General features: G+C 63.4%; 23 protein-coding genes. 17 read left to right on the top strand and 6 right to left on the bottom strand.

Annotated features, from left to right (window positions below):
- Nucleotides 1-111: 111 nt before the first annotated feature.
- The 4 genes from secA to ACGLHT_RS10630 all read left to right on the top strand — a co-directional run bounded on the left by secA (nucleotide 112) and on the right by ACGLHT_RS10630 (nucleotide 5,977).
- Entirely contained in the window at nucleotides 112-2,847 is a 2,736-nt protein-coding gene (secA, locus tag ACGLHT_RS10645) for a preprotein translocase subunit SecA (RefSeq protein WP_075046258.1), read from the top strand.
- A gap of 195 nt (nucleotides 2,848-3,042) precedes the next feature.
- On the top strand, nucleotides 3,043-4,260 hold the full coding sequence (gene argJ / locus ACGLHT_RS10640; protein ID WP_023662147.1) for a bifunctional glutamate N-acetyltransferase/amino-acid acetyltransferase ArgJ: 1,218 nt from the start codon (nucleotides 3,043-3,045) through the stop codon (nucleotides 4,258-4,260).
- Between the two features lie 143 nt (nucleotides 4,261-4,403).
- Nucleotides 4,404-5,036, top strand: coding sequence for a glutathione S-transferase family protein (locus ACGLHT_RS10635; RefSeq protein WP_075046257.1), 633 nt, complete (start codon nucleotides 4,404-4,406; stop codon nucleotides 5,034-5,036).
- Entirely contained in the window at nucleotides 5,033-5,977 is a 945-nt protein-coding gene (locus tag ACGLHT_RS10630) for a Nudix family hydrolase (protein ID WP_274120369.1), read from the top strand. The genes ACGLHT_RS10635 and ACGLHT_RS10630 overlap by 4 nt, the downstream gene beginning before the upstream one ends.
- A gap of 143 nt (nucleotides 5,978-6,120) precedes the next feature.
- Here ACGLHT_RS10630 and ACGLHT_RS10625 read toward each other — a convergent pair whose 3' ends face one another.
- From ACGLHT_RS10625 to ACGLHT_RS10615, 3 genes are read right to left on the bottom strand one after another with little or no spacing between them, the layout of a single operon-like run.
- Nucleotides 6,121-6,687, bottom strand: coding sequence for a cob(I)yrinic acid a,c-diamide adenosyltransferase (locus ACGLHT_RS10625; RefSeq protein ID WP_085614292.1), 567 nt, complete (start codon nucleotides 6,685-6,687; stop codon nucleotides 6,121-6,123).
- 1 nt (nucleotide 6,688) lies between these two features.
- Nucleotides 6,689-8,719, bottom strand: coding sequence for an ATP-binding protein (locus tag ACGLHT_RS10620; RefSeq protein ID WP_085592119.1), 2,031 nt, complete (start codon nucleotides 8,717-8,719; stop codon nucleotides 6,689-6,691).
- A 38-nt stretch (nucleotides 8,720-8,757) separates the two neighbouring features.
- The gene (locus ACGLHT_RS10615) at nucleotides 8,758-9,675 is read right to left on the bottom strand and encodes a putative 2-dehydropantoate 2-reductase (RefSeq protein ID WP_137162360.1); all 918 of its coding nucleotides are present in this window, start codon (nucleotides 9,673-9,675) and stop codon (nucleotides 8,758-8,760) included.
- Nucleotides 9,676-9,775: 100 nt separating this feature from the next.
- On the opposite strand from ACGLHT_RS10615, the gene ACGLHT_RS10610 reads away from it, so the two are divergent.
- The 3 genes from ACGLHT_RS10610 (at nucleotide 9,776) to ACGLHT_RS10600 (ending at nucleotide 12,667) form a co-directional block, all read left to right on the top strand.
- The gene (locus ACGLHT_RS10610; RefSeq protein WP_013974099.1) at nucleotides 9,776-10,261 is read left to right on the top strand and encodes a YajQ family cyclic di-GMP-binding protein; all 486 of its coding nucleotides are present in this window, start codon (nucleotides 9,776-9,778) and stop codon (nucleotides 10,259-10,261) included.
- 114 nt (nucleotides 10,262-10,375) lie between these two features.
- Complete coding sequence (locus tag ACGLHT_RS10605) at nucleotides 10,376-11,218, top strand: mechanosensitive ion channel family protein (RefSeq protein ID WP_084785263.1); 843 nt, start codon at nucleotides 10,376-10,378, stop codon at nucleotides 11,216-11,218.
- A 204-nt stretch (nucleotides 11,219-11,422) separates the two neighbouring features.
- Nucleotides 11,423-12,667: an MFS transporter gene (locus ACGLHT_RS10600; protein ID WP_274120370.1), complete on the top strand. Its 1,245-nt coding sequence runs from the start codon at nucleotides 11,423-11,425 to the stop codon at nucleotides 12,665-12,667.
- Nucleotides 12,668-12,800: 133 nt separating this feature from the next.
- Here ACGLHT_RS10600 and ACGLHT_RS10595 read toward each other — a convergent pair whose 3' ends face one another.
- Complete coding sequence (locus ACGLHT_RS10595; protein WP_025340534.1) at nucleotides 12,801-14,348, bottom strand: AmpG family muropeptide MFS transporter; 1,548 nt, start codon at nucleotides 14,346-14,348, stop codon at nucleotides 12,801-12,803.
- Between the two features lie 43 nt (nucleotides 14,349-14,391).
- Entirely contained in the window at nucleotides 14,392-14,745 is a 354-nt protein-coding gene (locus ACGLHT_RS10590) for an MGMT family protein (RefSeq protein ID WP_075046251.1), read from the bottom strand.
- A gap of 166 nt (nucleotides 14,746-14,911) precedes the next feature.
- Between ACGLHT_RS10590 and ACGLHT_RS10585 the strand changes: the two genes are divergently transcribed.
- The 5 genes from ACGLHT_RS10585 to groL all read left to right on the top strand — a co-directional run bounded on the left by ACGLHT_RS10585 (nucleotide 14,912) and on the right by groL (nucleotide 19,638).
- Nucleotides 14,912-15,922 (top strand): DUF481 domain-containing protein, encoded by a 1,011-nt coding sequence (locus tag ACGLHT_RS10585; protein ID WP_075046250.1) that lies wholly within the window; start codon nucleotides 14,912-14,914, stop codon nucleotides 15,920-15,922.
- Between the two features lie 149 nt (nucleotides 15,923-16,071).
- Nucleotides 16,072-16,803 carry a HugZ family protein gene (locus ACGLHT_RS10580; RefSeq protein ID WP_274120371.1) on the top strand — a complete coding sequence of 244 codons (732 nt, stop codon included), beginning with the start codon at nucleotides 16,072-16,074 and terminating at the stop codon, nucleotides 16,801-16,803.
- Nucleotides 16,804-16,870: 67 nt separating this feature from the next.
- The gene (locus ACGLHT_RS10575; protein WP_025340530.1) at nucleotides 16,871-17,332 is read left to right on the top strand and encodes an FxsA family protein; all 462 of its coding nucleotides are present in this window, start codon (nucleotides 16,871-16,873) and stop codon (nucleotides 17,330-17,332) included.
- A gap of 323 nt (nucleotides 17,333-17,655) precedes the next feature.
- On the top strand, nucleotides 17,656-17,949 hold the full coding sequence (locus ACGLHT_RS10570) for a co-chaperone GroES (protein WP_003260750.1): 294 nt from the start codon (nucleotides 17,656-17,658) through the stop codon (nucleotides 17,947-17,949).
- Nucleotides 17,950-17,997: 48 nt separating this feature from the next.
- Entirely contained in the window at nucleotides 17,998-19,638 is a 1,641-nt protein-coding gene (gene groL / locus ACGLHT_RS10565) for a chaperonin GroEL (protein ID WP_085592107.1), read from the top strand.
- 167 nt (nucleotides 19,639-19,805) lie between these two features.
- Here groL and ACGLHT_RS10560 read toward each other — a convergent pair whose 3' ends face one another.
- Nucleotides 19,806-20,534 carry a phosphatase PAP2 family protein gene (locus ACGLHT_RS10560; RefSeq protein ID WP_013974090.1) on the bottom strand — a complete coding sequence of 243 codons (729 nt, stop codon included), beginning with the start codon at nucleotides 20,532-20,534 and terminating at the stop codon, nucleotides 19,806-19,808.
- Between the two features lie 183 nt (nucleotides 20,535-20,717).
- Here ACGLHT_RS10560 and colR point away from each other — a divergent pair, with 183 nt between their 5' ends.
- From colR to ACGLHT_RS10535, 5 genes are all read left to right on the top strand, one after another.
- A complete protein-coding gene (colR, locus tag ACGLHT_RS10555) occupies nucleotides 20,718-21,401 on the top strand; it encodes a two-component system response regulator ColR (RefSeq protein WP_003255215.1) in 684 nt (227 codons plus the stop codon).
- Nucleotides 21,391-22,701, top strand: a complete 1,311-nt coding sequence (locus ACGLHT_RS10550) for a HAMP domain-containing sensor histidine kinase (RefSeq protein ID WP_025340528.1) — start codon at nucleotides 21,391-21,393, stop codon at nucleotides 22,699-22,701. The genes colR and ACGLHT_RS10550 overlap by 11 nt, the downstream gene beginning before the upstream one ends.
- Nucleotides 22,702-22,808: 107 nt before the next feature.
- The gene (locus ACGLHT_RS10545) at nucleotides 22,809-23,492 is read left to right on the top strand and encodes a class I SAM-dependent methyltransferase (protein ID WP_025340527.1); all 684 of its coding nucleotides are present in this window, start codon (nucleotides 22,809-22,811) and stop codon (nucleotides 23,490-23,492) included.
- Between the two features lie 6 nt (nucleotides 23,493-23,498).
- Nucleotides 23,499-24,200 (top strand): lipopolysaccharide kinase InaA family protein, encoded by a 702-nt coding sequence (locus ACGLHT_RS10540; protein ID WP_025340526.1) that lies wholly within the window; start codon nucleotides 23,499-23,501, stop codon nucleotides 24,198-24,200.
- Entirely contained in the window at nucleotides 24,197-24,430 is a 234-nt protein-coding gene (locus tag ACGLHT_RS10535) for a hypothetical protein (RefSeq protein ID WP_085592097.1), read from the top strand. Before ACGLHT_RS10540 ends, ACGLHT_RS10535 begins: the two co-directional genes overlap by 4 nt.
- Nucleotides 24,431-24,468 lie beyond the last annotated feature (38 nt).

The following is a 24,468-nucleotide window of genomic DNA, read 5'->3' as shown; positions in this document are numbered from 1 at the left end:
CTTTCCTCACCATCGTTTCCGGGTAGAATGCTCGTTCGCATGCGGCCTCAGGGCTGCACGGGCGACTCATGGGGCCGCCCTCCATCCCTACGTGTGGAAGATCCTGCCGATATGTTTGCGCCTTTGTTAAAGAAACTTTTTGGAAGCAAGAACGAGCGTGAAGTCAAACGCATGCTCAAGACGGTGAACATCGTCAATGCTCTCGAAGAGAAGATGGTGGCCCTCTCCGACGAGCAACTGCGGGGCAAGACCGCAGAGTTCAAGGAGCGCCTGGCCAAAGGCGAGACACTGGACCAGTTGCTGCCTGAAGCCTTCGCCGTGGCCCGTGAGGCCGGCAAGCGCGTGATGGGCATGCGCCACTTCGACGTGCAGCTGATCGGTGGCATGACCCTGCACGAGGGCATGATCGCAGAAATGCGTACCGGTGAAGGCAAGACCTTGGTCGGTACCCTGGCCGTGTACCTCAACGCATTGTCCGGTAAGGGCGTGCACGTGGTCACCGTCAACGACTACCTGGCCCGCCGCGACGCCAACTGGATGCGCCCGCTGTACGAGTTCCTCGGCCTGTCGGTCGGCATCGTCTCGGCCTTCCAGCCGCCGGAAGAAAAGCGCGCCGCTTACGCGTCCGACATCACCTACGGCACCAACAACGAATTCGGTTTCGACTACCTGCGCGACAACATGGCGTTCAGCCAGGACGAGAAGTTCCAGCGTGAACTGAACTTCGCCGTGATCGACGAAGTCGACTCCATCCTCATCGACGAAGCGCGTACCCCGCTGATCATCTCCGGTCAGGCCGAGGACAGCTCCAAGCTGTACATCGAGATCAACCGTCTGATCCCGCGCCTTACCCAGCACATCGAAGAGGTCGAAGGCCAGGTCACCCAGGAAGGCCACTTCACCATCGACGAGAAGAGCCGTCAGGTCGAGCTGAACGAAGCCGGTCACCAGTTCATCGAAGAGATGCTCACCCAGTCCGGCCTGCTGGCCGAGGGCGAGAGCCTGTACTCGGCGCATAACCTGAGCCTGCTGACCCACGTCTACGCCGGCCTGCGCGCGCACAAGCTGTTCCACCGCAACATCGAATACATCGTCCAGGACGGCCAGGTCCTGCTGATCGACGAGCACACCGGCCGTACCATGCCGGGCCGTCGTCTGTCCGAAGGCCTGCATCAGGCCATCGAAGCCAAAGAGAACCTGAACATCCAGGCCGAGAGCCAGACCCTGGCTTCGACCACCTTCCAGAACTACTTCCGCCTTTACACCAAGCTGTCCGGCATGACCGGTACCGCGGACACCGAAGCGTTCGAGTTCCAGTCGATCTACGGGCTCAACGTGATGGTCATTCCGCCGAACAAGCCGTTGGCGCGTAAAGACTTCAACGACCTGGTGTACCTGACCGCCGACGAGAAATACGCCGCGATCATCGCCGACATCAAGGAAAGCATGAAGCAGGGCCGCCCGGTGCTGGTGGGTACTGCGACCATCGAAACCTCCGAGCACATGTCCAACCTCCTGAAGAAGGAAGGTATCGACCACAAGGTGCTCAACGCCAAGTACCACGAGAAGGAAGCCGAGATCATCGCGCAAGCCGGTGCGCCAGGTGCCCTGACCATCGCCACCAACATGGCCGGCCGTGGTACCGACATTCTGCTGGGCGGTAACTGGGAAGCCGAAGTGGCTGCCCTGGAAAACCCGACCGCCGAGCAGATCGCCCAGATCAAGGCCGACTGGCAGAAGCGTCACCAGCAGGTGATCGAGACGGGTGGCCTGCACGTGATCGCTTCCGAGCGCCACGAATCGCGCCGTATCGACAACCAGCTGCGTGGCCGTTCCGGCCGTCAGGGCGACCCGGGCTCCAGCCGCTTCTACCTGTCGCTGGAAGACAGCCTGATGCGTATCTTCGCCTCTGACCGGGTGAAGAACTTCATGAAGGCGCTGGGCATGCAGTCCGGCGAGGCCATCGAGCACCGCATGGTCACCAACGCCATCGAGAAGGCCCAGCGCAAGGTCGAAGGCCGCAACTTCGACATCCGCAAGCAGTTGCTGGAATACGACGACGTGGCCAACGAGCAGCGCAAGGTGATCTACCACATGCGCAACAGCCTGCTGGCCGCCGAGAACATTGGCGACACCATCGTCGAATTCCGCAAGGAAGTACTGGACGCTACCATCAGCCAGCACATTCCGCCGCAGTCGCTGCCAGAGCAGTGGGACGTGGCCGGTCTGGAAGCTTCGCTTGCCAGCGATTTCGCCATGAAGCTGCCGATCCAGCAGTGGCTCGACGAGGACGATCACCTCTACGAAGAGACCCTGCGCGAGAAGCTGCTGAACGAAATCACCACCGCGTACACCGAGAAGGAAGACCAGGCCGGTATCGAAGCCCTGCGTACCTTCGAGAAGCAGATCCTGCTGCGCGTGCTGGATGACCTGTGGAAAGACCACCTGTCGACCATGGACCACCTGCGTCACGGTATCCACCTGCGTGGTTATGCGCAGAAGAACCCGAAGCAGGAGTACAAGCGCGAATCCTTCAGCCTGTTCCAGGAGCTGCTCGAGTCGATCAAGCGCGACACCATCCGTGTGCTGTCGCACGTTCAGGTACGCCGCGAAGACCCGGTCGAAGAGGAAGCCCGCCTGCGCCGCGAGGCCGAGGAACTGGCCAGCCGCATGCAGTTCCAGCATGCCGCTGCCCCGGGCCTGGAAAGCGAGCAACTGAACGAGGAGGGCGCCGAAGTGGCCGTCGCCTCGGCACCGGTGCGCAACGAGCAGAAGCTGGGCCGCAACGAGCCGTGCTGGTGTGGTTCGGGCAAGAAGTTCAAGCATTGCCACGGGCAGATCGAGTGATCTGACCAGGCTGTTGTAACCTGAAACATCCGGGGCCGCTTTGCGGCCCATTCGCGGCACAAGGCCGCTCCTACAGGGATCGCGCCAGCCCCAATGGTTGCGATGTCCTTGTAGGAGCGGCCTTGTGCCGCGAATGGGGCGCGAAGCGGCCCCGCTTTCCATCACCTGTTCACCGTATTTTCTAGGAGCGCTCTAATGGCTGTTGGTCTTGGTCCTTTGCCCACCCTGCACCCGGTTCCGGGTTTTGAACTCGGCATCGCTTCTGCCGGCATCAAGCGCCCGGGGCGCAAGGATGTGGTGGTCATGCGCTGCGCCGAAGGCTCCAGCGTGGCTGGCGTGTTCACCCTCAACGCCTTCTGCGCAGCGCCGGTGATCCTGTCCAAGCAGCGTGTGCAGGGCACCGTGCGCTACCTGCTGACCAACACCGGTAACGCCAACGCCGGCACCGGCGCGCCAGGCCTGGCCGCCGCCGAGCGCACCTGCGCCAAGCTGGCCGAACTGGCTGGCGTACCGGCCGAGTCGGTACTGCCGTTCTCCACCGGCGTAATCGGCGAGCCGCTGCCGGTCGAGAAGATCGAAGGCGCGCTGCAGGCCGCCCTCGACAACCTGTCGGAAAACCACTGGGCCGAAGCCGCCACCGGCATCATGACCACCGACACCCTGCCCAAGGGTGCCAGCCGCCAGTTCCAGCACGATGGCGTGACCGTTACCGTCACCGGCATCAGCAAGGGTGCAGGCATGATTCGCCCGAACATGGCTACCATGCTCGGCTATATCGCCACCGACGCCAAGGTTGCCCCAGCGGTACTCAAGGACCTGATGCTGGACGGCGCCAACAAGTCGTTCAACCGCATCACCATCGATGGCGATACCTCGACCAACGACTGCTGCATGCTGATCGCCACCGGCAAGGCCAACCTGCCGGAAGTCACCGAAGCCAGCGGCGCATTGTTCGAAGCGCTGAAGAAGGCGGTGTTCGAAGTGTGCATGGAAGTGGCCCAGGCCATCGTCCGTGACGGCGAAGGCGCCACCAAGTTCGTTACCGTGCAGGTCAACGGCGGTGGCAACCACCAGGAGTGCCTGGACGTCGGCTACGCCGTGGCCCACTCGCCGCTGATCAAGACTGCGCTGTTCGCTTCCGACCCCAACTGGGGCCGTATCCTCGCCGCCGTTGGCCGTGCCGGCGTACCGGAGCTGGATGTGAGCCTGATCGATGTGTACCTGGACAGCGTTTGCATTGCCAGCAAAGGCGGCCGCAGCCCGAGCTACACCGAAGACCAGGGCGCCAAGGTAATGGCCCAGGAAGAGATCACCATCCGCATCGAGCTGGGCCGTGGCCAGTGCAGCGAAACCATCTGGACCACCGACCTGTCCCACGAGTACGTGAAGATCAACGCCGAGTACCGTACCTGATGTAATTGGGGCCGCGTTGCGGCCCATCGCGACACAAGGCCGCTCCCACAAGGACCTGCGTACACCGCCCCATGTGGGAGCGGCCTTGTGTCGCGAAAGGGCTGCAGAGCAGCCCCAAAATTCCCAAACGATGGAGCCGAACCATGAGCTATCACCTGATCATCGGCGACAAGCTGTATTCCTCCTGGTCGCTGCGTGGCGCCCTGGCCCTCGAGCTGGCTGGTGTGCCTTACGAAGAAACACTGATCAAACTCAACCAGCCTGACACCCGTCAGCGCATCCTCGCCTTCTCTGCTACCGGCAAGGTACCGCTGCTCAAGACCGAGCACGGTGTGATCGCCGACTCGCTGGCCATTGCCGAATACCTCAACGAACGCCACCCCGACGCCCAGCTGTGGCCTGCCGACGTCGCGGCCCGGGCCCAGGCCCGTTCGGCCTGCGCGCAGATGCACAGCGGCTTCTTCGCCCTGCGCGGTGCCATGCCGTTCGACCTGTCGCGCGACCAGGCGCTGGACAGCGTGCCGCTGGAGGTTCAAATCGATATCGACCGTATCGTTGCTCTGTGGTCCGAATGCCGCCTGGTGGCCAAGGACAGCGGCCCATTCCTGTTCGGCAAGCCGAGCCTGGCCGATGCCTTCTTCGCCCCGGTGGCCGTACGCCTGCGCACCTACCGCGTGGAAGTGCCTGCGGAGGCGGCGGCCTATATCGAAACCATTTACCAGTGGCCGGCCTTCCAGGCCTGGCAGCAGGCTGGCCTGGCGGAGCGTGAAGGGTGAAACGGATTCATGTAGTAGCCGCTGTCATTCGCGGTACTGACGGCCGCATTCTGATCGCACGGCGTGCCGATACCCAGCACCAGGGCGGCCTGTGGGAATTCCCGGGCGGCAAGGTGGAACAGGGTGAGGGCGTCGAGGCCGCGCTGGCCCGCGAGCTGCGCGAGGAGCTGGGCATCGAGGTAAGCCGTTCGCGCGCGCTGATCAAGGTCAGCCACGACTACCCGGACAAGCAGGTGCTGCTGGACGTGCGCGAAGTCGAGGCGTTCACCGGCGAGCCGCATGGCGCCGAGGGCCAGCCGCTGGAATGGGTTGCCCCACGTGATTTGCCCGAGTACGAATTCCCCGAGGCCAATAAGCCGATCGTTGCGGCCGCGCGCCTGCCGGACCAGTACCTGATCACCCCCGATGGCCTGGAAGTGCCGCAGATGCTCAAGGGCATCCAAAAGGCGGTGGCCAGCGGCATTCGCCTGATCCAGTTGCGTGCCCCGGACATGTACGACCCCAAGTACCGCGATGTGGCGGTGGATGCGGTCGGCCTGTGCGCGGGCAAGGCGCAGTTGATGCTCAAGGGGCCGCTGGAGTGGCTGGGTGACTTCCCAGCCGCGGGTTGGCACCTGACGGCTGCACAACTGCGCAAGTATGCCGCCAACGGCCGGCCGTTCCCCAAGGAGCGCTGGCTGGCGGCGTCCTGCCACAGTGCCGAAGAGCTGGCGCTGGCGGAGCAGATGGGCGTGGACTTCGTCACCTTGTCGCCGGTGCAGGCAACCCTGACACACCCTGAGGCGGTGCCGCTGGGGTGGGACGAGGCACAGCGGTTGATTGCCGGGTTCAACAAGCCGGTCTACCTGCTGGGTGGGGTAGGGCCGGGTGAGCGCGAGCAGGCCTGGGAAGCGGGGGCACAGGGTGTGGCCGGGATCCGGGCGTTCTGGCCTGAGATCTGAGTCGCCTGTAATTGGGGCCGCTTTGCGGTCCATCGCGACACAAGGCCGCTCCTACAAAGAAATCGCGTAATCCTGAATGAATCGCGAACCCCCAGTAGGAGCGGCCTTGTGTCGCGATGGGCTGCGCAGCAGCCCCAAAAATATCAGCCCTGCGGCTTTTCAGCAGGCTGCCACAAAACCTCAGCCACCCCCTGCCGCCGCCCAATGATCCGCGCCGCCACAAACAGCAGATCCGAAAGCCGGTTGATATACGCCAACCCAACCCCCGCCAACGGCTCCAGCGCATTCAACTGCTGGCACCGCCGCTCCGCACTGCGCGCCAGGCTCCGGCACACATGCGCCTGTGCCACCAGCGCCGAGCCACTGGGCAAGATGAAGTTCTTCAACGGCCCCAGCTCTTCATTCCACACATCGATCGCTGCTTCCAGGCGTTCCACTTCCGCCAGGTTCAACGCCTGATAACTGGGCATCGCCAGCTCACCGCCCAAGTCGAACAGGCGGTGCTGACACGGCGCCAATACTGCGCTCACTTCATCCAACCCTTGTTCGGCCAGCCCCGCCAGCAGCAAACCCAGTTGGCTGTTCAGGCTGTCCACCTCGCCAATCGCTTCGATCCGTGGGTGGTCCTTGGGCACCCGACGCCCGTCGCCCAGGCCGGTTTCGCCTTTGTCGCCGGTGCGGGTGTAGATCTTCGACAGGCGGTAGCCCATGTCATTTCTCCGTTTTGGCCGGCGCCACCGCTGCCGGCTGGCCGAGGGGCAGGCGCAGGGTGAAGCAGGTACCCTGGCCGGGCGTGGATTGCACTTCCATCTGCCCCTTGTGGTTGTTGGTGATGATGAAGTACGAGACCGACAGGCCCAGCCCGGTGCCCTGGCCGATTTCCTTGGTGGTGAAGAACGGCTCGAAGGTGCGTTTGCGCACCCCCTCGGGCATGCCGACGCCGTTGTCCTCGACCTGGATTTCCGCCCATGGCGGGCTCAAGCGGGTGCGCAGGGTGATGCGCCCGGGCTCGCTCGGCTGCGGCCGCTGGTGGATGGCCTGGGCGGCGTTTTTCAGCAGATTCAGCAGCACCTGCTCCAATTCGTTGGCGGTGCACGGCACCTGCCCCAGTTCGGGGTCGAACTGGCGCACGATGGCCTGGCCCTTGAAGTCGAAGCCGATGGCCAGGTCGAAGTCGTTGCCGGCAATCTCCACCGCCTGATCGATCAGCGCCGGCAGGTCGCACGGCGCCAACTGGCGGTTGCTGCGGCGGCTGAAACTGAGCATGTGGGTGACGATCTTCGCCGCCCGGGCACCGGCCTGCTGGATGCCGTCGAGCAATAGCGGCACTTCGCGGCTCTCCAGGTAGCGGTTGACCGTGGGCAGGTCGATGCCCAGTTCCTCGGCCTGCTCCTGGTTGCGCGGCAGCTCGGGTGACAGGCGCCGGCGGATGTTCTGCACGTTATGCAGGATCGCGCCTAGCGGGTTGTTGATCTCGTGGGCCATGCCGGCGGCCAGGCCGCCGACCGAAAGCATCTTCTCCGATTGCACCATCATTTCCTCCAGCGACAGGCGCTGGGTGATGTCGTCGATACGGATGACCACGCCACGGCCGCCGCCACCGGTCAACGGGTAGAAGGTCAGGGCGTAGTGGCGCAGGTCGTCGCCCTTGGGCCAGGTGACTCGCTCGATCTTCGCCACCCGGTGCTTTTCCACGGTTTCCTTCAGCTGTGGCAGGAACGGTTTGAGCGGTTCGAAGGCGATGAAGATCGGCTGGTTCAGCGCTTCGTCCAGTGGCGTGCCGGAAAGCACCGTGGCTTCGTGATTCCATTGGGTCACATAGAGCTGTTCGTCGAGGGCGATCAGCGCCGAAGGCATCGAGTCGATGATGCTGTTGAGGTAATTCTGGAAACCGGTGAGTTTCTTCTCGATCTTGCTGCGCACCTGGACTTCCAGCTCCAGCTTGCGGTTGGTATGGCGGGTTTCCTCGGCCAGCCCCTGGGCCTGGTCATAGGCCTCCTGGAACTCGTCGCGGGTGCGCTTGAGCTGCTGTTCGCGGGCTTCGATGCGCGAAAGCATGGTATTGAACGCTTCGGCCAGGCTGCCGATTTCGTCGTCGTTGCCGCGGTGCGCACGCAGGGCATAGCTTTCTTCGCGGGTGACCTGGCGGCTGAGCTCTTCGAGCTGGTTGATCGGCTGGGTGATCAGGCGTTTGATCTGCCGGGCGATGACGATCCACAGCAGGATGCTGAACACCAGGATGCCCAGGCTGGCGCTGAGGGTGCCGGTGTAGAAAGCCGTGGGCAGTTCGCTGCTGGCCACCAGCAGCAGGTGCGCGGGCGGGTTGGCGTCGCGTGGCATGCGGATCAGCTGGGTGCTGCGAAACTCCATCAGGCGCCAGCCGTCGATGTCGCGAAAACGCCTGGGCAACGCCAGCGGCTCGCCGTGCTGCAGTTGCGCCAGTATGCGGCCATCGCCACCGTAGACGGCGGCGGCGCGCAGCGGCGTGTAGCTGTCCAGTTCCTTGAGCAGGGCGCTGGCGGTGTCCGGGCTGTCGCCGGCGCGGGCCGCCAGTTGCGGGTTGGCCACCAGCCGGCCGATGGTGTGCAGCGCCTGTGGCGCCATGCTTTCCTGGGTGATCCAGTAGGCGGCGCTGATGAAGGTGAGGTTGGCCACCAGCAGGATGGTCACCAGCAACACCAGCAGGGCCGCCAGCAGCTTCTGCCCGACCGGGAGGTTTTCCAGGCGTTGGCGCAAGGTCATGGGCTAGGCAATGTCCATATCCGGTTGAAAGGGTCGCGTCAGTCGCAGGGCAAACCACGCACGCGCAAATTATCGACCAGGCGCTGCCGCAGGTGTTCCAGCTGTGGCAGCTGCAGGCCATGACGGCCAGCGACGCGGCAGGCGTGGCCAAGCAGGTAGTGCACCTCGGTGCGCCGGCCAGCGCGTACATCCTGGTACATGGAAGAGTAGTTGGCTGCGGTGGCGAGGATCACCCGCTGTACTTCTTCGTCCAGCCCGTTTGCCGCTTCTGGCTGGCCACAGTGGCGCAGCAGCTGGGCCAGCTCGACGCACAGGGCGTCCACTTCGCCCAGGTGCCCCAGCAGCCCGCCGTTCTGGCAGTCGTGCAGCACGGTCAGCGGGTTGATGGCGCAATTGAGCGCCAGCTTGCGCCACAGGCGGGTGAGGATATCCACCGTCCACTCGGCGGGGATGCCGGCCTCGTGCAGGTCATCGAACCAGGTCGGGATCGTCGGGTTGCGTGGGTCACCCAGCCAGTTGAAGCCGTGGCCGGCAAAGCGTACCTGCCAGTCACCCTCGCGGAACGCCCCTTCGGTACTGGAGGCGAAGATGCAGCGCGCGTGGGGCACCAGGTCGGCGACTTCGTCCTGGCTGCCCAGGCCGTTCTGCAGCAGCACCACTTCGGCGCCCTCGGCCAGGCGCGCTGCCACGCCGGCAATGGCCGGGGCAGCGTCGTAGGCCTTGCAGGCCACCAGCAGACGATGGATCGGGCCGTGTGCCTGCGCGGTTTCGGCGGGGATGGCGTAGTGGCGGGGCTGGTCCTGTTCGACCAGGGTAAGGCCGCCGGCCTGCTGGTAGGCCTGCAGCCGTTGCCCGTCACGCAGGATCAGGCGTACTGCCTTGCCTGCGCGCGCCAGGCGGCAAGCCCACAGGCTGCCCAGGCTACCGGCGCCGAGAATATGCCAGGTGCTGCTCATATGCGTTTCGCAACCCGTTATAATGAGCCCGCATTTTAACCGTCAAACCCAGCGCGCTCCATCTTCAGCCTGAGCGCGCTTTTATTTTGGGAGAACAACCATGCCTTCGTTCGACGTGGTATCGGAACTGGACAAGCACGAAGTGCAGAACGCGGTCGACAACGCCATCAAGGACCTGGACCGCCGCTACGACCTCAAGGGCAAGGGTACCTTCGAGTTCAAGGACAAAGAGCAGACCGTGATGCTCACCGCCGAGGAGGAGTTCCAGCTCGAAGCGATGCTGGAAATCCTGCGCCTGGCGCTGGTCAAGCGCAAGATCGACGTGAAGTGCCTGGAAACCAAGGACCCGTACGCCTCGGGCAAGGAAAAGAAACAGGAAGCCAAGTTCCGCGAAGGCATCGACAAGGACCTGGCGAAGAAGATCGTCGCCACCATCAAGGATGCCAAGCTGAAAGTGCAGGCCGCCATCCAGGGCGAACAGGTACGCGTTACCGGTAAAAAGCGTGACGACCTGCAGGAAGCCATTGCCCTGCTGCGTACCAAGGAGTTCGACATGCCGTTGCAGTTCAACAACTTCCGCGACTGATGTGGGCACCACCCGGAACCCCGATGGCGAAATGATGTCCATGGGGGCCGGAGCTGCGCAATCGCGCGCGGCCTGTTCTACCGTGTACTTGCCGCTCGGCATCAGGAGATGAATATGGATTTGAACGCTGAAGTCGATCAGCTGGTCCGCCAATCCCAGACCTGGATTCCCTTGATCATGGAATACGGCAGCCGTGTGCTGCTGGCGCTGCTGACCCTGGCGGTCGGCTGGTGGATCATCAACAAGGTCAGCGCCCGCCTGGGCAGGCTGGTTGGCCTGCGCAACGCCGACCTGGCGCTGCAGGGTTTCATCAGCACCCTGTCGAATATCGTGCTGAAGGTGCTGCTGTTCGTCAGCGTGGCGTCGATGATCGGTATCGAGACCACCTCGTTCGTTGCCGCCATCGGTGCCGCGGGCCTGGCCATCGGCCTGGCCTTGCAGGGTAGCCTGGCGAACTTCGCCGGCGGTGTGCTGATCCTGATGTTCCGCCCGTTCCGCATCGGTGACTGGATCGAGGCGCAAGGCGTGGCCGGCACCGTCGACAGCATCCAGATCTTCCACACCGTGCTGCGCACCGGTGACAACAAGACTGTGATCATGCCCAACGGCAGCCTGTCCAACGGCATCATCACCAACACCAACCGCCAGCCGACGCGCAAGGTGGTGTTCGATGTGGGCGTGGACTACGAGGCCGACCTGCAGAAGGCCCGCAACGTGCTGCTGGAGCTGGCGCAGGACCCGCGCGTGCTGCCCGACCCGGCGCCGCAGGCGGTGGTCGCGACCCTGGGCGACAGCTCGATCACCGTGTCGTTGCGCTTGTGGACCAAGACTGCCGATTACTGGGATGTGATGTTCATGCTCAACGAGCATGCGCGTGACCGGTTGAAGGCTGAAGGGATCGACATTCCGTTCCCGCAGCGGGTGATTCGCGTGGTGCAGGAGACTGCAGCGCAGTAATACCGCGTTGTCATCGGTTGGGGCCGCTTCGCGCCCCTTCGCGACACAAGGCCGCTCCTACAGGGAATCGCGTAACCCTTGTAGGAGCGGCCTTGTGTCGCGATGGGGCGCGAAGCGGCCCCGGCTTTTTACACTTGTTCACAGCAATACCCCGCCATTTCTGGCATATAGCCTGACCCCACCTGCCACACCCGATACGCCATCATGAAACCACTGCTGTACATCACCCCCCTGCGCGCCTTGCTGTTCGGCCTGACCCTGGCGCTGTTCGAGCTGCTCACCTACCTGGCCAGCGACGCAGTCATGCCGGCCATGCCGGTGGTGGTCGGCGACCTGAACGCCAGCCCCGAATACATTCCCCACGCCCTCAACCTGTACCTGCTGGGTGGCGTGGTGCTGCAATGGCTGATCGGCCCGCTGGCCGACCGTTATGGCCGGCGCCCGTTGCTGCTGATCGGCTGCGGGTTCTTCGGCCTGGCCTGCCTGGCCACCTTCTGGGTCCACGACATCGGCCTGTTCAACTTGCTGCGCCTGCTGCAGGGCATCGGCCTGGGTTTTGTGGTCACGGTCAGTTACCCGGCCCTGAATGAAGCCTTCAGCGAAGCGGACGCCGTGCGCATGATGGCCCTGCTGGCCAACATCGCCTTGCTCTCGCCACTGCTCGGGCCGCTGGTGGGTACCTTGCTGCTGCAGTGGCTGGACTGGCGCTGGCTGTTCGTGGCCTTTGCCATCGGCGCGGTTCTGGCCTGGCTGCTGCTGCACCGGCTGATGCCGGAAACCCTTGGCGTGGAACGCCGTGATGGCTCGCGCCTGGAATTCACGCCCATCCACCTGCTGCCGCTGCTGGCCGGTTACGGCCAGTTGCTGGCCAACCGCCGCTTTGTCGCTGGTAGCGCGGCTCTGGGCCTGGTCGGTCTGCCGCTGATTGGCTGGATCGGCCTGTCGCCGGTGCTGCTGATCCACGACGAGGGGCTGAGCACCATGGAGTACGCCTTGTGGCAGTTGCCGGTGTTTGGCGGGCTGATCCTGGGCAACCTGATCATCAACCGCATCGCCGACCGCTATCCGCTGCCGGCGCTGGTGCGGGGTGCGTTGTGGCCATACCTGGCCGGCCTGTGCCTGATGGTGCTGGCGACCTGGTACTGGCCGAGCGTGACCAGCGTGGTGGCGGGCATGTCGCTGTACGCACTGGGGTTGGGCGTGGCCAACGCGGTGCTGTATCGCATGACGCTGTTCGCCAGCGAGCAGAGCAAGGGCCTGGTCTCGGCCATGCTGGGGATGATCACCATCGCCTTGCTGGGGTTGGGTGGGGCGGTGCTGGCGATGATTGGCGCCGGGGCCAGCCTGCTGCACTTTGCCCTGGCGGCAGGCGTGGCGGGGGCCTTGGCGCTGTGGCCGCTGTGGTTTGTGGTGGGTGGAAGGCCTGGGGAAGGGGCTGTCACTCAATAATCTTTGATTACCTGTACCGGCCTCTTCGCGGGCTTGCCCGCTCCCACAGGGACTGCACAGCTTTCAAGGGCAGTGCTTTACCTGTGGGAGCGGGCAAGCCCGCGAAGAGGCCAGTACAGGCAATACAAATCTGTCAGGGCCGCTCGGCCGCCGAACCTTCCTCTGCCACCGGTTTGCCCGGCCCGGCCTCCTGGCGCCACTGCAGGGCAATCAGGATCAAGGTCGGCACGCCCAGCAGGGCAGTGATCAGGAAGAAGTCGTGGTAACCGAACTTCTCCACCATCACCCCCGAATAACCCCCGATCAGCCTTGGCAACAGCAGCATGATCGAACTGAGCAACGCGTACTGGGTAGCCGAGAACTTCAGGTTGGTCAGGCTCGACAGGTAGGCGACGAAGGCCGAGGTGGCCATGCCGGAGCTGAAGTTGTCCAGCGAGATGGTCACCACCAGCATCTGCAGGTTCGGGCCCATGTCGGCCAGCATCAGGAACAGGATGTTGGTGCCCGCCGAGGCCACACCGCCGATGAACAGGATCGGCATGATGCCGAAGCGCACGATCAGCAGGCCACCAACCCCGGCGCCGACCAGGGTCATGATCAGGCCGAAGATCTTGCTGACGCTGGCGATCTGGTCCTTGGTGAAGCCCATGTCGATGTAGAACACGTTGGCCATCACGCCCATCACCGTGTCCGACATGCGATAGGTGGCGATCAGGCCGAGCAGCAGCAGTGCCTGCCAGCGGTAGCGGGCGATGAAGTCGTTGACCGGGGTCAGCACCGGGGCCAGGCCGCGACGGCCCAGGCTCGACAGGCACGCCCAGGTCAGCAGCACGTAGAGGATCAGGCGCAGGAAGGCGCGGTCTTCCAGCAGCAGGTCCAGTGGCGTGGCATCACCGGAGATGACGCTGGACCAGCCGGTATTGAACATCTGGGTGAAGCTGGCCGGTACCGAAACCAGCAGGATGATCAGCACGAACACCGAGGCCAGCTGGTGCACCAGCCCATAGCGCGCTGCCGACAGCTGGGTACGCATGGGTACGGGCGGTTCGCGCATGATCAGGGTGGTGAACACGGCGGGCAGCATCATCACCGCGAACATGACGTAGGTGCCGGCCCAGGCCTTGTGCAGGTAGCTGAAGCCGGTGGAGCCGAACCACTCGGCGAAGAACAGTGCACCAGCCGTGGCCAGCAGGGCCGCCACGCGGTAGCCGGCCATGTAGCTGGCAGCGAGCGCAGCCTGGCGCTGGTCGTCGGCGATTTCCAGGCGGTAGGCATCGACGGCGATGTCCTGGGTAGCGGAGGCGAAGGCCACCAGCACCGCCAGGGCGATCAGCCATGACAGGTGCTGCTGCGGATCGCACAGGCTCATGCCGACCAGCCCGACCACCACCAGCGCCTGCGACAGCAGCAGCCACGAACGCCGACGCCCCAGGCTGCCGAGCAGCGGCAGGCGCCATTGGTCGAGCAGCGGCGACCACACCCACTTGAAGGCGTAGGCCAGGCCGATCAGGCTGGCGTAACCAATGGTCTCGCGGGCCACGCCGGCTTCGCGCAACCACACCGAAAGGGTGGAGAACACCAGCATGTAAGGCAGACCGGCAGCGAAGCCGAGCAGCAAAAGTACCAAGGTTGACGGGCTGGCATAGGCAGCAAGCGCAGCGCGCCAGGTTTTACGGGGCATGGGCCAACATCTGCCTCAAGTTTGCGAAAACAAAGCGCGCACTCTAACCGCTGTGCTCCATCGGGCGCCAGCCATGGCGCGTCATATCCACACGATTGTTGGTTACATTCACACCCTCCGCACGCAGTCGCGCCCGTTGTTCATCCCCGGACGGGGTACCCAGTGCCAGGCTCAGCCGGCCGCCTGCGCCAAGCACCCGGTGCCAGGGCAGGCGAGTGTCCGCGGGCAGTTGCCCGAGGGTACGCCCGACCCAGCGTGCCGCCCGCCCAAGCCCCGCCAGCTCGGCCAACTGGCCATAGCTGACCACCTTGCCGGCCGGCACTTGGCCGAGTACCGAATACAGCGCCGTTCGTCGGCCCTCGGCGGACTCGAGGGCGTGCTCATATCCGTCAGACATCAGGCCCCCTCTGGGCTGCAGATGAAACCGGACCGGCGGTCTGGCAAATGAGAGTTGAACTCAACGGCATGCTCCCGGTCTTTCCTTGCTCTGGTCGTGGTTATCTGGATAATGCCCGGCTTTTTTCGCCAAATCGAACCCGTAGTCCGCAAAACATAGCCCGCTTATGAATTCTAGATCCTTGTTGTGCCTGCTTGCTGTTTCCCTGTGCGCCTCCCCGGTGTTCGCCGACACCGTGTGGATGAAGAACGGTGACCGGCTCAGCGGCAAGATCAAAGTCTTCGATGGCGGCAAGCTGCTGCTGGAAACCCCCTATGGCGGTTCCATCGCCCTGGACTGGAAAGAAGTCCAGACCCTGGAGAGCGACCAGGAGATGCTGGTCAAGCAGGACGCCTACAGCGGTGAGCGCGCCAAGTCGCTGAAGGCCGCCGAGCCCGGCAAGGTGACCTTGGCCAATGGCGAGGCGCCGAAGACCGTGGAACTGGCCAGCATCGAGCAGATCATGAAGCCCAAGCCACTGGTCGAAGACTTCGTGTGGAAGGGCAACGTCGACGTGGCGCTGGACTACAAGCGCGCCGAGAACGACACCGACGACTACGACGTCGGCTTCAAGACCAGCGCCCGCCATGGCCGCTGGCGGCACAACGCCGAAGGCGAATACAACCGCGAGACCAAGGACGACGTCACCACCACCGACAACTGGAGTGCCGAGTACGCCTTGGACCGCTTCCTCACCGAGAAGTGGTTCTGGCAGGGGCGCGTGGAGTACAAGCGCGACCGCATCGAAGACCTTGCCCGCCAGCGCACCGTGGGTACCGGCCCGGGTTACCAGTTCTGGGACGACGAACTGGGCGCATTCTCGCTGGGTTCGCTGATCAACCGTACCGACTTCGAATACCAGGATGGCGCCAAGGACAACTTCTATTCCGCGGCGGTGAAGTGGGACTACACCCGCTACCTGATTGGCAAGAACGTGCAGCTGTTCACCAACGGCGAGTTCGCCAAGCCGCTGGGTGGCGTGGCCGACTACGCGCTGGATGCCGAGATTGGCCTGCGCTACAAGGTCACCGAGTGGGCCTCGCTCAACCTCAAGGCGGAGAAGGACGTCATCACCGGTACGCGTGACAGTGACCTGGACAAGACCCGCTATACCGCAGGCTTTGGCGTTACCTGGTAAATCTTTGCGGCCTATCGCGACACAGGATGTACGCGATCCCTTGTAGGAGCGGCCTTGTGTCGCGATGGGCTGCAAAGCAGCCCCATTGGCACTGGATCTGATAATGCTTATCTTGTCCCATCCAGCCCGATATCAGGAGCCGCCCCCAAGTGAGTACCAATGCCATCCGCCCCGCCCGGGAGCTGCTGCTCAAGGAATACCGCGGCGTGCTCTCGACCCATTCCAAGTCGATGCCCGGCTACCCGTTCGGCTCGGTCGTGCCGTACTGCCTGGACGCCCAGGGCAACCCGCTGATCCTCATCAGCCGCATCGCCCAGCACACCCACAACCTGCAGAAAGACCCCAAGTGCTCGCTGCTGGTGGGCGAACGCGAAGCCGAGGACGTGCAGGCCGTGGGACGCCTGACGGTGATGGCCGAGGCGCACAAGCTGGTGGAGGAGGCCGCCATCGAGGCCGCCGCCGAGCGCTACTACCGCTATTTCCCGGACGCGGCCAACTATCACAAGGCCCACGACTTCGACTTCTGGGTGCTGCAGCCGGTGCGCCACCGCTACATCGGCGGCTTCGGCGCGATCCACTGGCTTGACCAGGTAACACTGGCCAACCCGTTCGCCGGTAAAGCCGAGGCAAGCATGGTCGAACACATGAACAACGACCACGCCAACGCCATCGCCCACTATGTGCAACTGACCGAGCTGCCAAACCATGCGCCAGCGCAGATGGTCGGGGTAGACAGCGAAGGCATGCACCTGCGTATCGGCCAGGCGGTGTACTGGTTGCCTTTCCCAAGTACTTGCAACACGCCGACACAAGTCCGCGAAGCCCTGGTTTTGCTGGCACGCGCCGACCAGTGGCCGGTTGCGACGGAAGTCGAGGGTTGAAAAGCCGAGCGCCCGCATCCATTTGTTGGTCTTACAGGAAGGGTCTCTTCCGACGAGGAATGCTTTGATGCGTGCTTTTCTACTGTTGTTTCTACTGTTTCCCGTGCTGGAGCTGTTCGTCTTCGTGAAGGTCAGTGCCGCCATCGGTTTCTTCCCGGCGCTGCTGCTGATCATCGCCGGCTCCGCCCTGGGTGTGCTGGTGATGCGCGTGGCGGGGTTGGCCACCGCACTGCGCGCCCGTGAAAGCTTGCAGCGTGGCGAACTGCCCGCCGAGGACATGTTCCAGGGCATGATGCTGGCCGTTGGTGGTGGCCTGCTGTTGCTGCCAGGTTTCATCAGCGACGTGCTGGGCCTGCTGTGCCTGCTGCCATTCACCCGCCACCTGGCCGCGCGCAAGATGCGCGAGCGTGCCGAGGCCCAGGCCATGCGCCAGCGCGCCTTCCAGGACGACCCGTTCCAGGCCCGGCCGCAGGATGGCGGGCATCGGCCGAATGTGATCGAAGGCGAGTACGAGCGCCGCGACAAGTAATAGCCGGGGGCCGCTTCGCGCCCCTATCGCGACACAAGGCCGCTCCTACAGAGTATGCGAACCCCTGTAGGAGCGGCCTTGTGTCGCGATAGGGCTGCGAAGCGGCCCCAAGCTTTTCAGGCTAATGAAAAATTTTCTGAAACAAGCCTTGTAATTGAATATGGCGGCCTCATGTATGTGGTCACCGCAAGGTTTCTGGTGGCGACACCAGACATTACACAGGTGCTTCGCCCATTGCGGATCACCCCCGGCAACGCCGGACTGCATCAAACCGCCGGTGTCGACACCGGCCGATGAAAACCACTATTTGGGAGAGATCGACAATGAAGCTTCGTCCTCTGCATGACCGCGTCGTTATCCGTCGCAGCGAAGAAGAATCGAAAACCGCTGGCGGTATCGTCCTGCCGGGTTCGGCCGCTGAAAAACCAAACCGCGGCGAAGTCGTCGCCGTCGGCACCGGTCGCATCCTGGACAACGGCGAAGTTCGCGCGCTGGCCGTGAAAGTGGGTGACAAAGTGGTTTTCGGCCCTTACTCGGGCAGCAACACCGTGAAAGTCGATGGCGAAGACCTGCTGGTCATGGCCGAAAACGAAATCCTCGCCGTTATCGAAGGCTGATTTCCCCGACTTCCCGTTACTCCAAAGAATTCCAAGGATTAAACGATCATGGCTGCTAAAGACGTAAAATTCGGCGACTCCGCTCGTAAGAAAATGCTGGTTGGTGTCAACGTTCTGGCTGACGCGGTAAAAGCGACCCTGGGCCCGAAAGGCCGTAACGTGGTGCTGGCCAAGAGCTTCGGCGCGCCGACCATCACCAAGGACGGCGTTTCCGTCGCCAAAGAAATCGAGCTGAAAGACGCCTTCGAGAACATGGGCGCCCAGCTGGTCAAGGAAGTTGCTTCCAAGGCCAACGACGCTGCCGGTGACGGCACCACCACCGCTACCGTCCTGGCTCAGGCCATCGTCAACGAAGGCCTGAAAGCCGTCGCTGCCGGCATGAACCCGATGGACCTGAAGCGCGGCATCGACAAGGCCACCGCTGCCGTCGTCGCCGAGCTGAAGAACCTGTCCAAGCCATGCGCCGACTCCAAGGCCATCGCCCAGGTAGGTACCATCTCCGCCAACTCCGACAACTCCATCGGTGAAATCATTGCCGAAGCCATGGAAAAAGTCGGTAAAGAAGGCGTGATCACCGTTGAAGAAGGCTCGGGCCTGGAAAACGAACTGTCGGTCGTGGAAGGCATGCAGTTCGACCGTGGCTACCTGTCGCCGTACTTCGTCAACAAGCCGGACACCATGGTTGCCGAGCTGGAAGGCCCGCTGCTGCTGCTGGTCGACAAGAAGATCTCCAACATCCGTGAGCTGCTGCCAGTTCTGGAAGCCGTTGCCAAGGCCGGCCGCCCACTGCTGATCGTTGCTGAAGACGTTGAAGGCGAAGCCCTGGCTACCCTGGTAGTCAACAACATGCGCGGCATCGTCAAGGTTGCTGCGGTCAAGGCTCCGGGCTTCGGCGACCGTCGCAAGGCCATGCTGCAGGACATCGCCGTCCTGACTGGCGGCCAGGTCATCTCCGAAGAAATCGGCCTGTCCCTGGAAACCGCTACCCTGGAGCACCTGGGTAACGCCAAGCGCGTCATCCTGTCCAAGGAAAACACCACCATCATCGACGGCGCTGGCGCCGACACCGAGATCGAAGCACGCGTCAAGCAGATCCGTGCCCAGATCGAAGAGACTTCCTCGGACTACGACCGTGAGAAGCTGCAAGAGCGTCTGGCCAAGCTGGCTGGCGGTGTTGCCGTGATCAAGGTCGGTGCCGGCACCGAAGTTGAAATGAAAGAGAAGAAAGCCCGCGTTGAAGACGCCCTGCACGCTACCCGTGCAGCCGTTGAAGAAGGCGTGGTGCCTGGCGGTGGTGTGGCCCTGGTTCGCTCCCTGGCTGCCATTGCCGACCTCAAAGGCGACAACGAAGACCAGAACGTTGGTATCGCCCTGCTGCGTCGCGCCGTTGAAGCGCCGCTGCGCCAGATCACTGCCAACGCCGGCGACGAGCCAAGCGTTGTCGCTGACAAGGTCAAGCAAGGTTCGGGTAACTTCGGTTACAACGCTGCTACCGGCGAATACGGCGACATGATCGAGATGGGCATCCTGGACCCAGCCAAGGTCACCCGTTCGGCGCTGCAAGCTGCTGCTTCGATCGGCGGTCTGATGATCACCACCGAAGCCATGGTTGCCGACCTGCCGGAAGACAAGCCAGCTGCTGGCATGCCTGACATGGGCGGCATGGGTGGCATGGGCGGCATGATGTAAGCCAGCCTTACCCCCTGCACCATGAAAAGCCCCGGTTCGCGAGAACCGGGGCTTTTTTGTTTTCCTTGTGAGGGCCCTTTCGCAGCACAAGGCTGCTCCTACAGACGATCTCGTACTCTTGTAGGAGCAGCCTTGTGCTGCGAAAGGGCCGCAAAGCGGCCCCTGGGTCAGGCGACGCTACGCTCGGCAGCAGGCACCTCAGCCATTCCCCGACGATACAGAACCAGGTAATACGACCCCAAGCCGATCAACCAGCAGAACACCGCCGTCCACACGTTGTGCGAAAGGAAGTGCGCCCCCTGCATCATCCGCCCCAGCGACAGCACCGACCCGGCGACGAAGGCCACCGTCAACGCCACCCGCGCCAGCCTCGGTTTGCGATCACGCAACATGAAGAACAGCCCGAACAGGCAGAACCCGGTGGCGGCATGCCCGCCCGGCCAGCACAGCCCGGGTTTGTCGGTCGCCGGCCGCGGTTCCAGCAGCTTGCTGTAGGTTTCCTTCCCGCCAAACTGGGTCAGGCTCCACGGGCATTGCACCTGGGTCACTTTCTTCAGCGGTGTGACAAACGCCGTGGACAGGCCCAGTGCCAGTACCAGGCAGCCCAGCTCACGGCGCCAGCCGAACAGCCGCTTCCAGAAGAAGCTGGCAGCAAAGGTCACCAGTGACATCACCCCCAGCAGGATCACCCCCTGTTTGACCCGGTCATGCAGGATGTTCTCCAGCAAATAGCTGTGGCGGCCGATGAATTGCCCGGCAGCAGGGTCGAAGAACAGGTTGGCAATGTCCATGTCGACCGAGGTCAGTTCCAGCAGGATCAGGCCAAGCGCGGTCGCCAGGGGTAGCCCAAGGTACAGCCAGAAATTGATCGGGCGAGGGCGGGTTGGTTGCTGCATGACGGCTCCAGGGCGCGAAAAAGATCGGGCATTGTCGGCCGCCCGCTATCCTGTGTCCGTGAAGGATCAGTGAAAAAACCGTCAAGTGCGCTGAATTTTCCCTGGGGCTGGCACCCTGCAGGCATAGGCCTTAAGCTGCGCCTGCCGCGCACCACAGCGAGAAGCGCCGCACAGGAGAAACCGATGCGCATTCTTTTGGTTGAAGACAACCGCGATATCCTGGCCAACCTGGCCGATTACCTGGGCATGAAGGGCTACACCGTCGACTGCGCCCAGGATGGCCTGTCCGGCCTGCACCTGGCAGCCACCGAGCACTACGACCTGATCGTGCTCGACATCATGTTGCCGGGCATCGACGGCTACACCCTGTGCAAGCGCCTGCGCGAAGACGCCCGCCGCGATACGCCGGTGATCATGCTCACCGCCCGCGACCAACTGGACGATCGCCTGCAAGGCTTCCGCTCCGGTGCCGACGATTACCTGCTCAAGCCCTTCGCCCTGTCGGAGCTGGCCGCTCGCATAGAGGCGGTGCTGCGCCGGGCCCAGGGTGGCGGGCGCCGCACCTTGCAGGTGGCCGACCTCAGCTATGACCTCGACACCCTCGAAGTCACCCGCCAGGGCCGCTTGCTCAAGCTCAACCCGGTCGGCCTCAAGCTGCTGGCGGTGCTGATGCAGAAGAGCCCGCACGTATTGCGTCGCGAAGTGCTGGAAGAAGCCCTGTGGGGCGATGACTGCCCTGACAGCGACAGCCTGCGCAGCCACGTGCACCAGCTGCGCCAGGTGATCGACAAGCCGTTTGAAAAACCGCTGCTGCATACCGTCCATGGCGTCGGCTATCGCCTCGCCGAGGGCCGTGATGGAGTTTAAGCAAAGCCTTGCCCAGCGCATCATCATCGCCTTTGCCCTGATGAGCGCGCTGGTGGCCGGGGCCTTCGCCTTCGGCATCGTCGGCACCGTGCACCTGGTCGAAGAGCGGCTGATTTCCTCGGTGCTGGGCGGTGACCTGCAACGCCTGCTGCGCATGGACAGCGTCAGCGACTGGAGCCACCGGCCACGTCCCGACCAGCTGTTCTACTTCAGCGGCGGGCGTGACGACTTCGAGCTGCCCAAGGACCTGCGCCACCTCGACCGCGGCTTCCACGAGGTATTCCGCGATCAGCTGTCGTACCACGCCATGGTCGAGATCGTCGATGGCCGCCGCTATGTGCTGCTGCAGGACCAGAGCGACTTCGAGGAGCGCGAGCGCGTGCTGTTCGCGGTGGTGGTGGTGGGCTTCCTGCTCAGCCTGGTGCTGGCGGTCATCCTCGGCTGGCTGGTGGCGCGCCGAGTGATGGCGCCGGTGATCCGCCTGGCGCGCCAGGTACGCCACCGTGACCAGTTGCTGGGCCTGGCCCCGCCGCTGGCGCCGGACTATGCCGCGGACGAAGTCGGCCAGCTGGCGGTAGCCTTCGACGATACCCTGGGCCGCCTGCGCGATGCGCTGACCCGCGAACGGTTGTTCACCAGCGACGTCAGCCATGAACTGCGCACGCCCTTGATGGTGCTGGCCACCTCGTGCGAACTGCTGATGGAAAACCCGACGCTGGACGCCCGCTCGCGCAGCCAGGTGGAGCGCGTGGCGCGGGCCACGGAAGAAATGCGCGAACTGGTCAAGACCTTCCTGATGTTGGCCCGGGCACAGCGCGACGAGGGCGCCGTGGCTTCGCGGGCCACCCTGCGGGAAGTGGCGGACGAACTGGTCGGGGTCTGGCGCGACACCATCGAACAGAAGGGCCTGGCCCTGTATTTCGATGGTCGCGTCAGTGCCAGCCCGGTGCTGTACAACGCCACCTTCCTGCAGTCGGTGATGGGCAACCTGCTGCGCAATGCCGCGCACTACACCGACAGTGGCTACATCCGCCTGAGCCTGGAAGCCAACGGCTTCAGCGTGGAGGACAGCGGCGTGGGTATCCCGGAGGAGCAGCGCGAGGCGATGTTCCGGCCGTTCGTGCGCGGCGATGAGCGGCGCGGCGAGGGCCTGGGCCTGGGCCTGTCGTTGGTACAGCGGATCTGCGACGACCAGGGCTGGCATGTCACCCTGACCTCGACCTTGCCGCACGGCTGCCGTTTCATGGTGGACCTGAGCAATACCGCGGCCAAGGGCGACCCGGAGGCTTTGGTCGAGTAATCTGTTGTAACAGGTCATGCGGCGCTCAACATATTTTTCACATCAGCATGACCTGATTCCTACGCTTGCTTACCTAATGTGGGCGGAATGGAGTCAGGAGATGCCCAATGCGTAGCCCCATCAAGCTTGAATTTTCCGAGAAGTACGACAAAGAACATGCGCGCGAGTACTTTCTCAAGCACCAGGATGGCCTGGCGCGACGCCTTTCCCACAAGCGTGATGAGCAACTGGCGCGTCGCGCCTTGGCATTGGCTGGTGAGCCTGGGCTAGTCCTCGACCTGCCATGCGGTGCCGGCCGCTTCTGGCCATTGCTGGCAGAAAAGCCCAACCGGGTGATCATCGGCGCCGACAACTCCGAAGCGATGATTGAGACAGCCTGTACCGCGCAAGCGCCAGAGGTGGTTGCACGGGTACGCCCTTTGCAGACTTCGGCGTTTGCCATCGACTTGCCGGACAACTCGGTGGACAGCATTTTCTGCATGCGCTTGTTCCACCACATTGGCGAAGCGGCGCACAGAAAGACCATTCTGTCGGAATTTCAACGGGTTAGCCGTGATAGTGTGATCCTGTCCTTGTGGGTGGATGGCAACTTCAAGGCCTGGCGCCGGAAAAAGCTGGAACAGCGTCGCAGCGCCAGAAAGGGCGACCAGGACAATTACCAGAACCGTTTTGTGTTACCGGCCGACACGGTCGAAGAAGAATTCCGAGCCGCCGGCTTCAGAATCCAGGAACGCCTCGACTTCCTGCCGTTCTATGCCATGTGGCGGGTCTATGTATTGCGTAAGGGGTAGTGTTTGATGGCTGTAGCCCAGAGAGGGGAGTCGCGGTTCGATTTTTACTGGCGCCAGCAGGGCGAGTGGGTCGAGGAGCCTAACCAGCGCCGTGGTGGCGAGAGTGGTGTGCAACGCCTCGACGATGGCAATGGCAAGCTGCTGTATGCCAAGCGCCAGGTCGGGCATATCTACCGTAGCCTGCTGCACCCTTTCGGCCGGCCGACCGTATTGCGTGAACTCGATGCGTTGAACAGCTTCGAGCAACTGGGCGTGCGTGTACCGCGCATCGTCTTCTGTGGCGCCGAGCGTGGTGCCGACCAGCAGTGGCGTGCGCTGCTGGTTAGCGAAGCACTCGACGGCTTCGTCGAACTCGACACCTGGCATGCCGAAGGTGCCCGCGAGCGTTACCCGCAGGTGGTGCATGAGCGCATGCTCAAGGACCTGGCGGACAACCTGGCGCGCATGCACCTGGGGCACTGGCAGCACGGCTGCCTGTATGGCAAGCACGTGTTCATCAAGGTGATTGGCGAGGGCGAGCAGGCCCGGGTCGAGGTCGCCCTGCTGGACCTGGAAAAATGCCGGCGGCGCATCAGCTGCCAGCGCGCGGCGGGCAATGACCTGCGCCAGCTGCGCCGCCATTCGTCGATCAATGACGCGGAATGGCAAACACTGCTCTACTTTTACCAGATGGCGTTTGGCAGCGCTGTCAAAGGGTTAGGGCAATGAAACTAGAAATAGCTCGAGCTTTGTTCCTGGTAGCTGGCTTGGCGGTGACCACCGCAGCGGTGGCTGCGTGGGAAGAGCCGAGGCCGACAGTGTTCAGCAAGGCCGAGCTGGCCGACCAGTGCGCGTTGCCGCGGGATGTGAAACCGCAGCAACAGGCCGAGGCCGCGCCGGACCAGGACTTGTTGCTGTTCCTGTTCGGCATGCGCCAGGGGTTGCGGCCGTTCGGTTGAACCCGGTGTAGATGGAAATGCCAGAGGCCTCGCGATTG

It is taken from the genome of Pseudomonas sp. PsB, assembly GCF_043658375.1.
Taxonomy (GTDB): domain Bacteria; phylum Pseudomonadota; class Gammaproteobacteria; order Pseudomonadales; family Pseudomonadaceae; genus Aquipseudomonas; species Aquipseudomonas putida_Z.
This window is presented reverse-complemented; position numbering and strand designations above follow the sequence as displayed.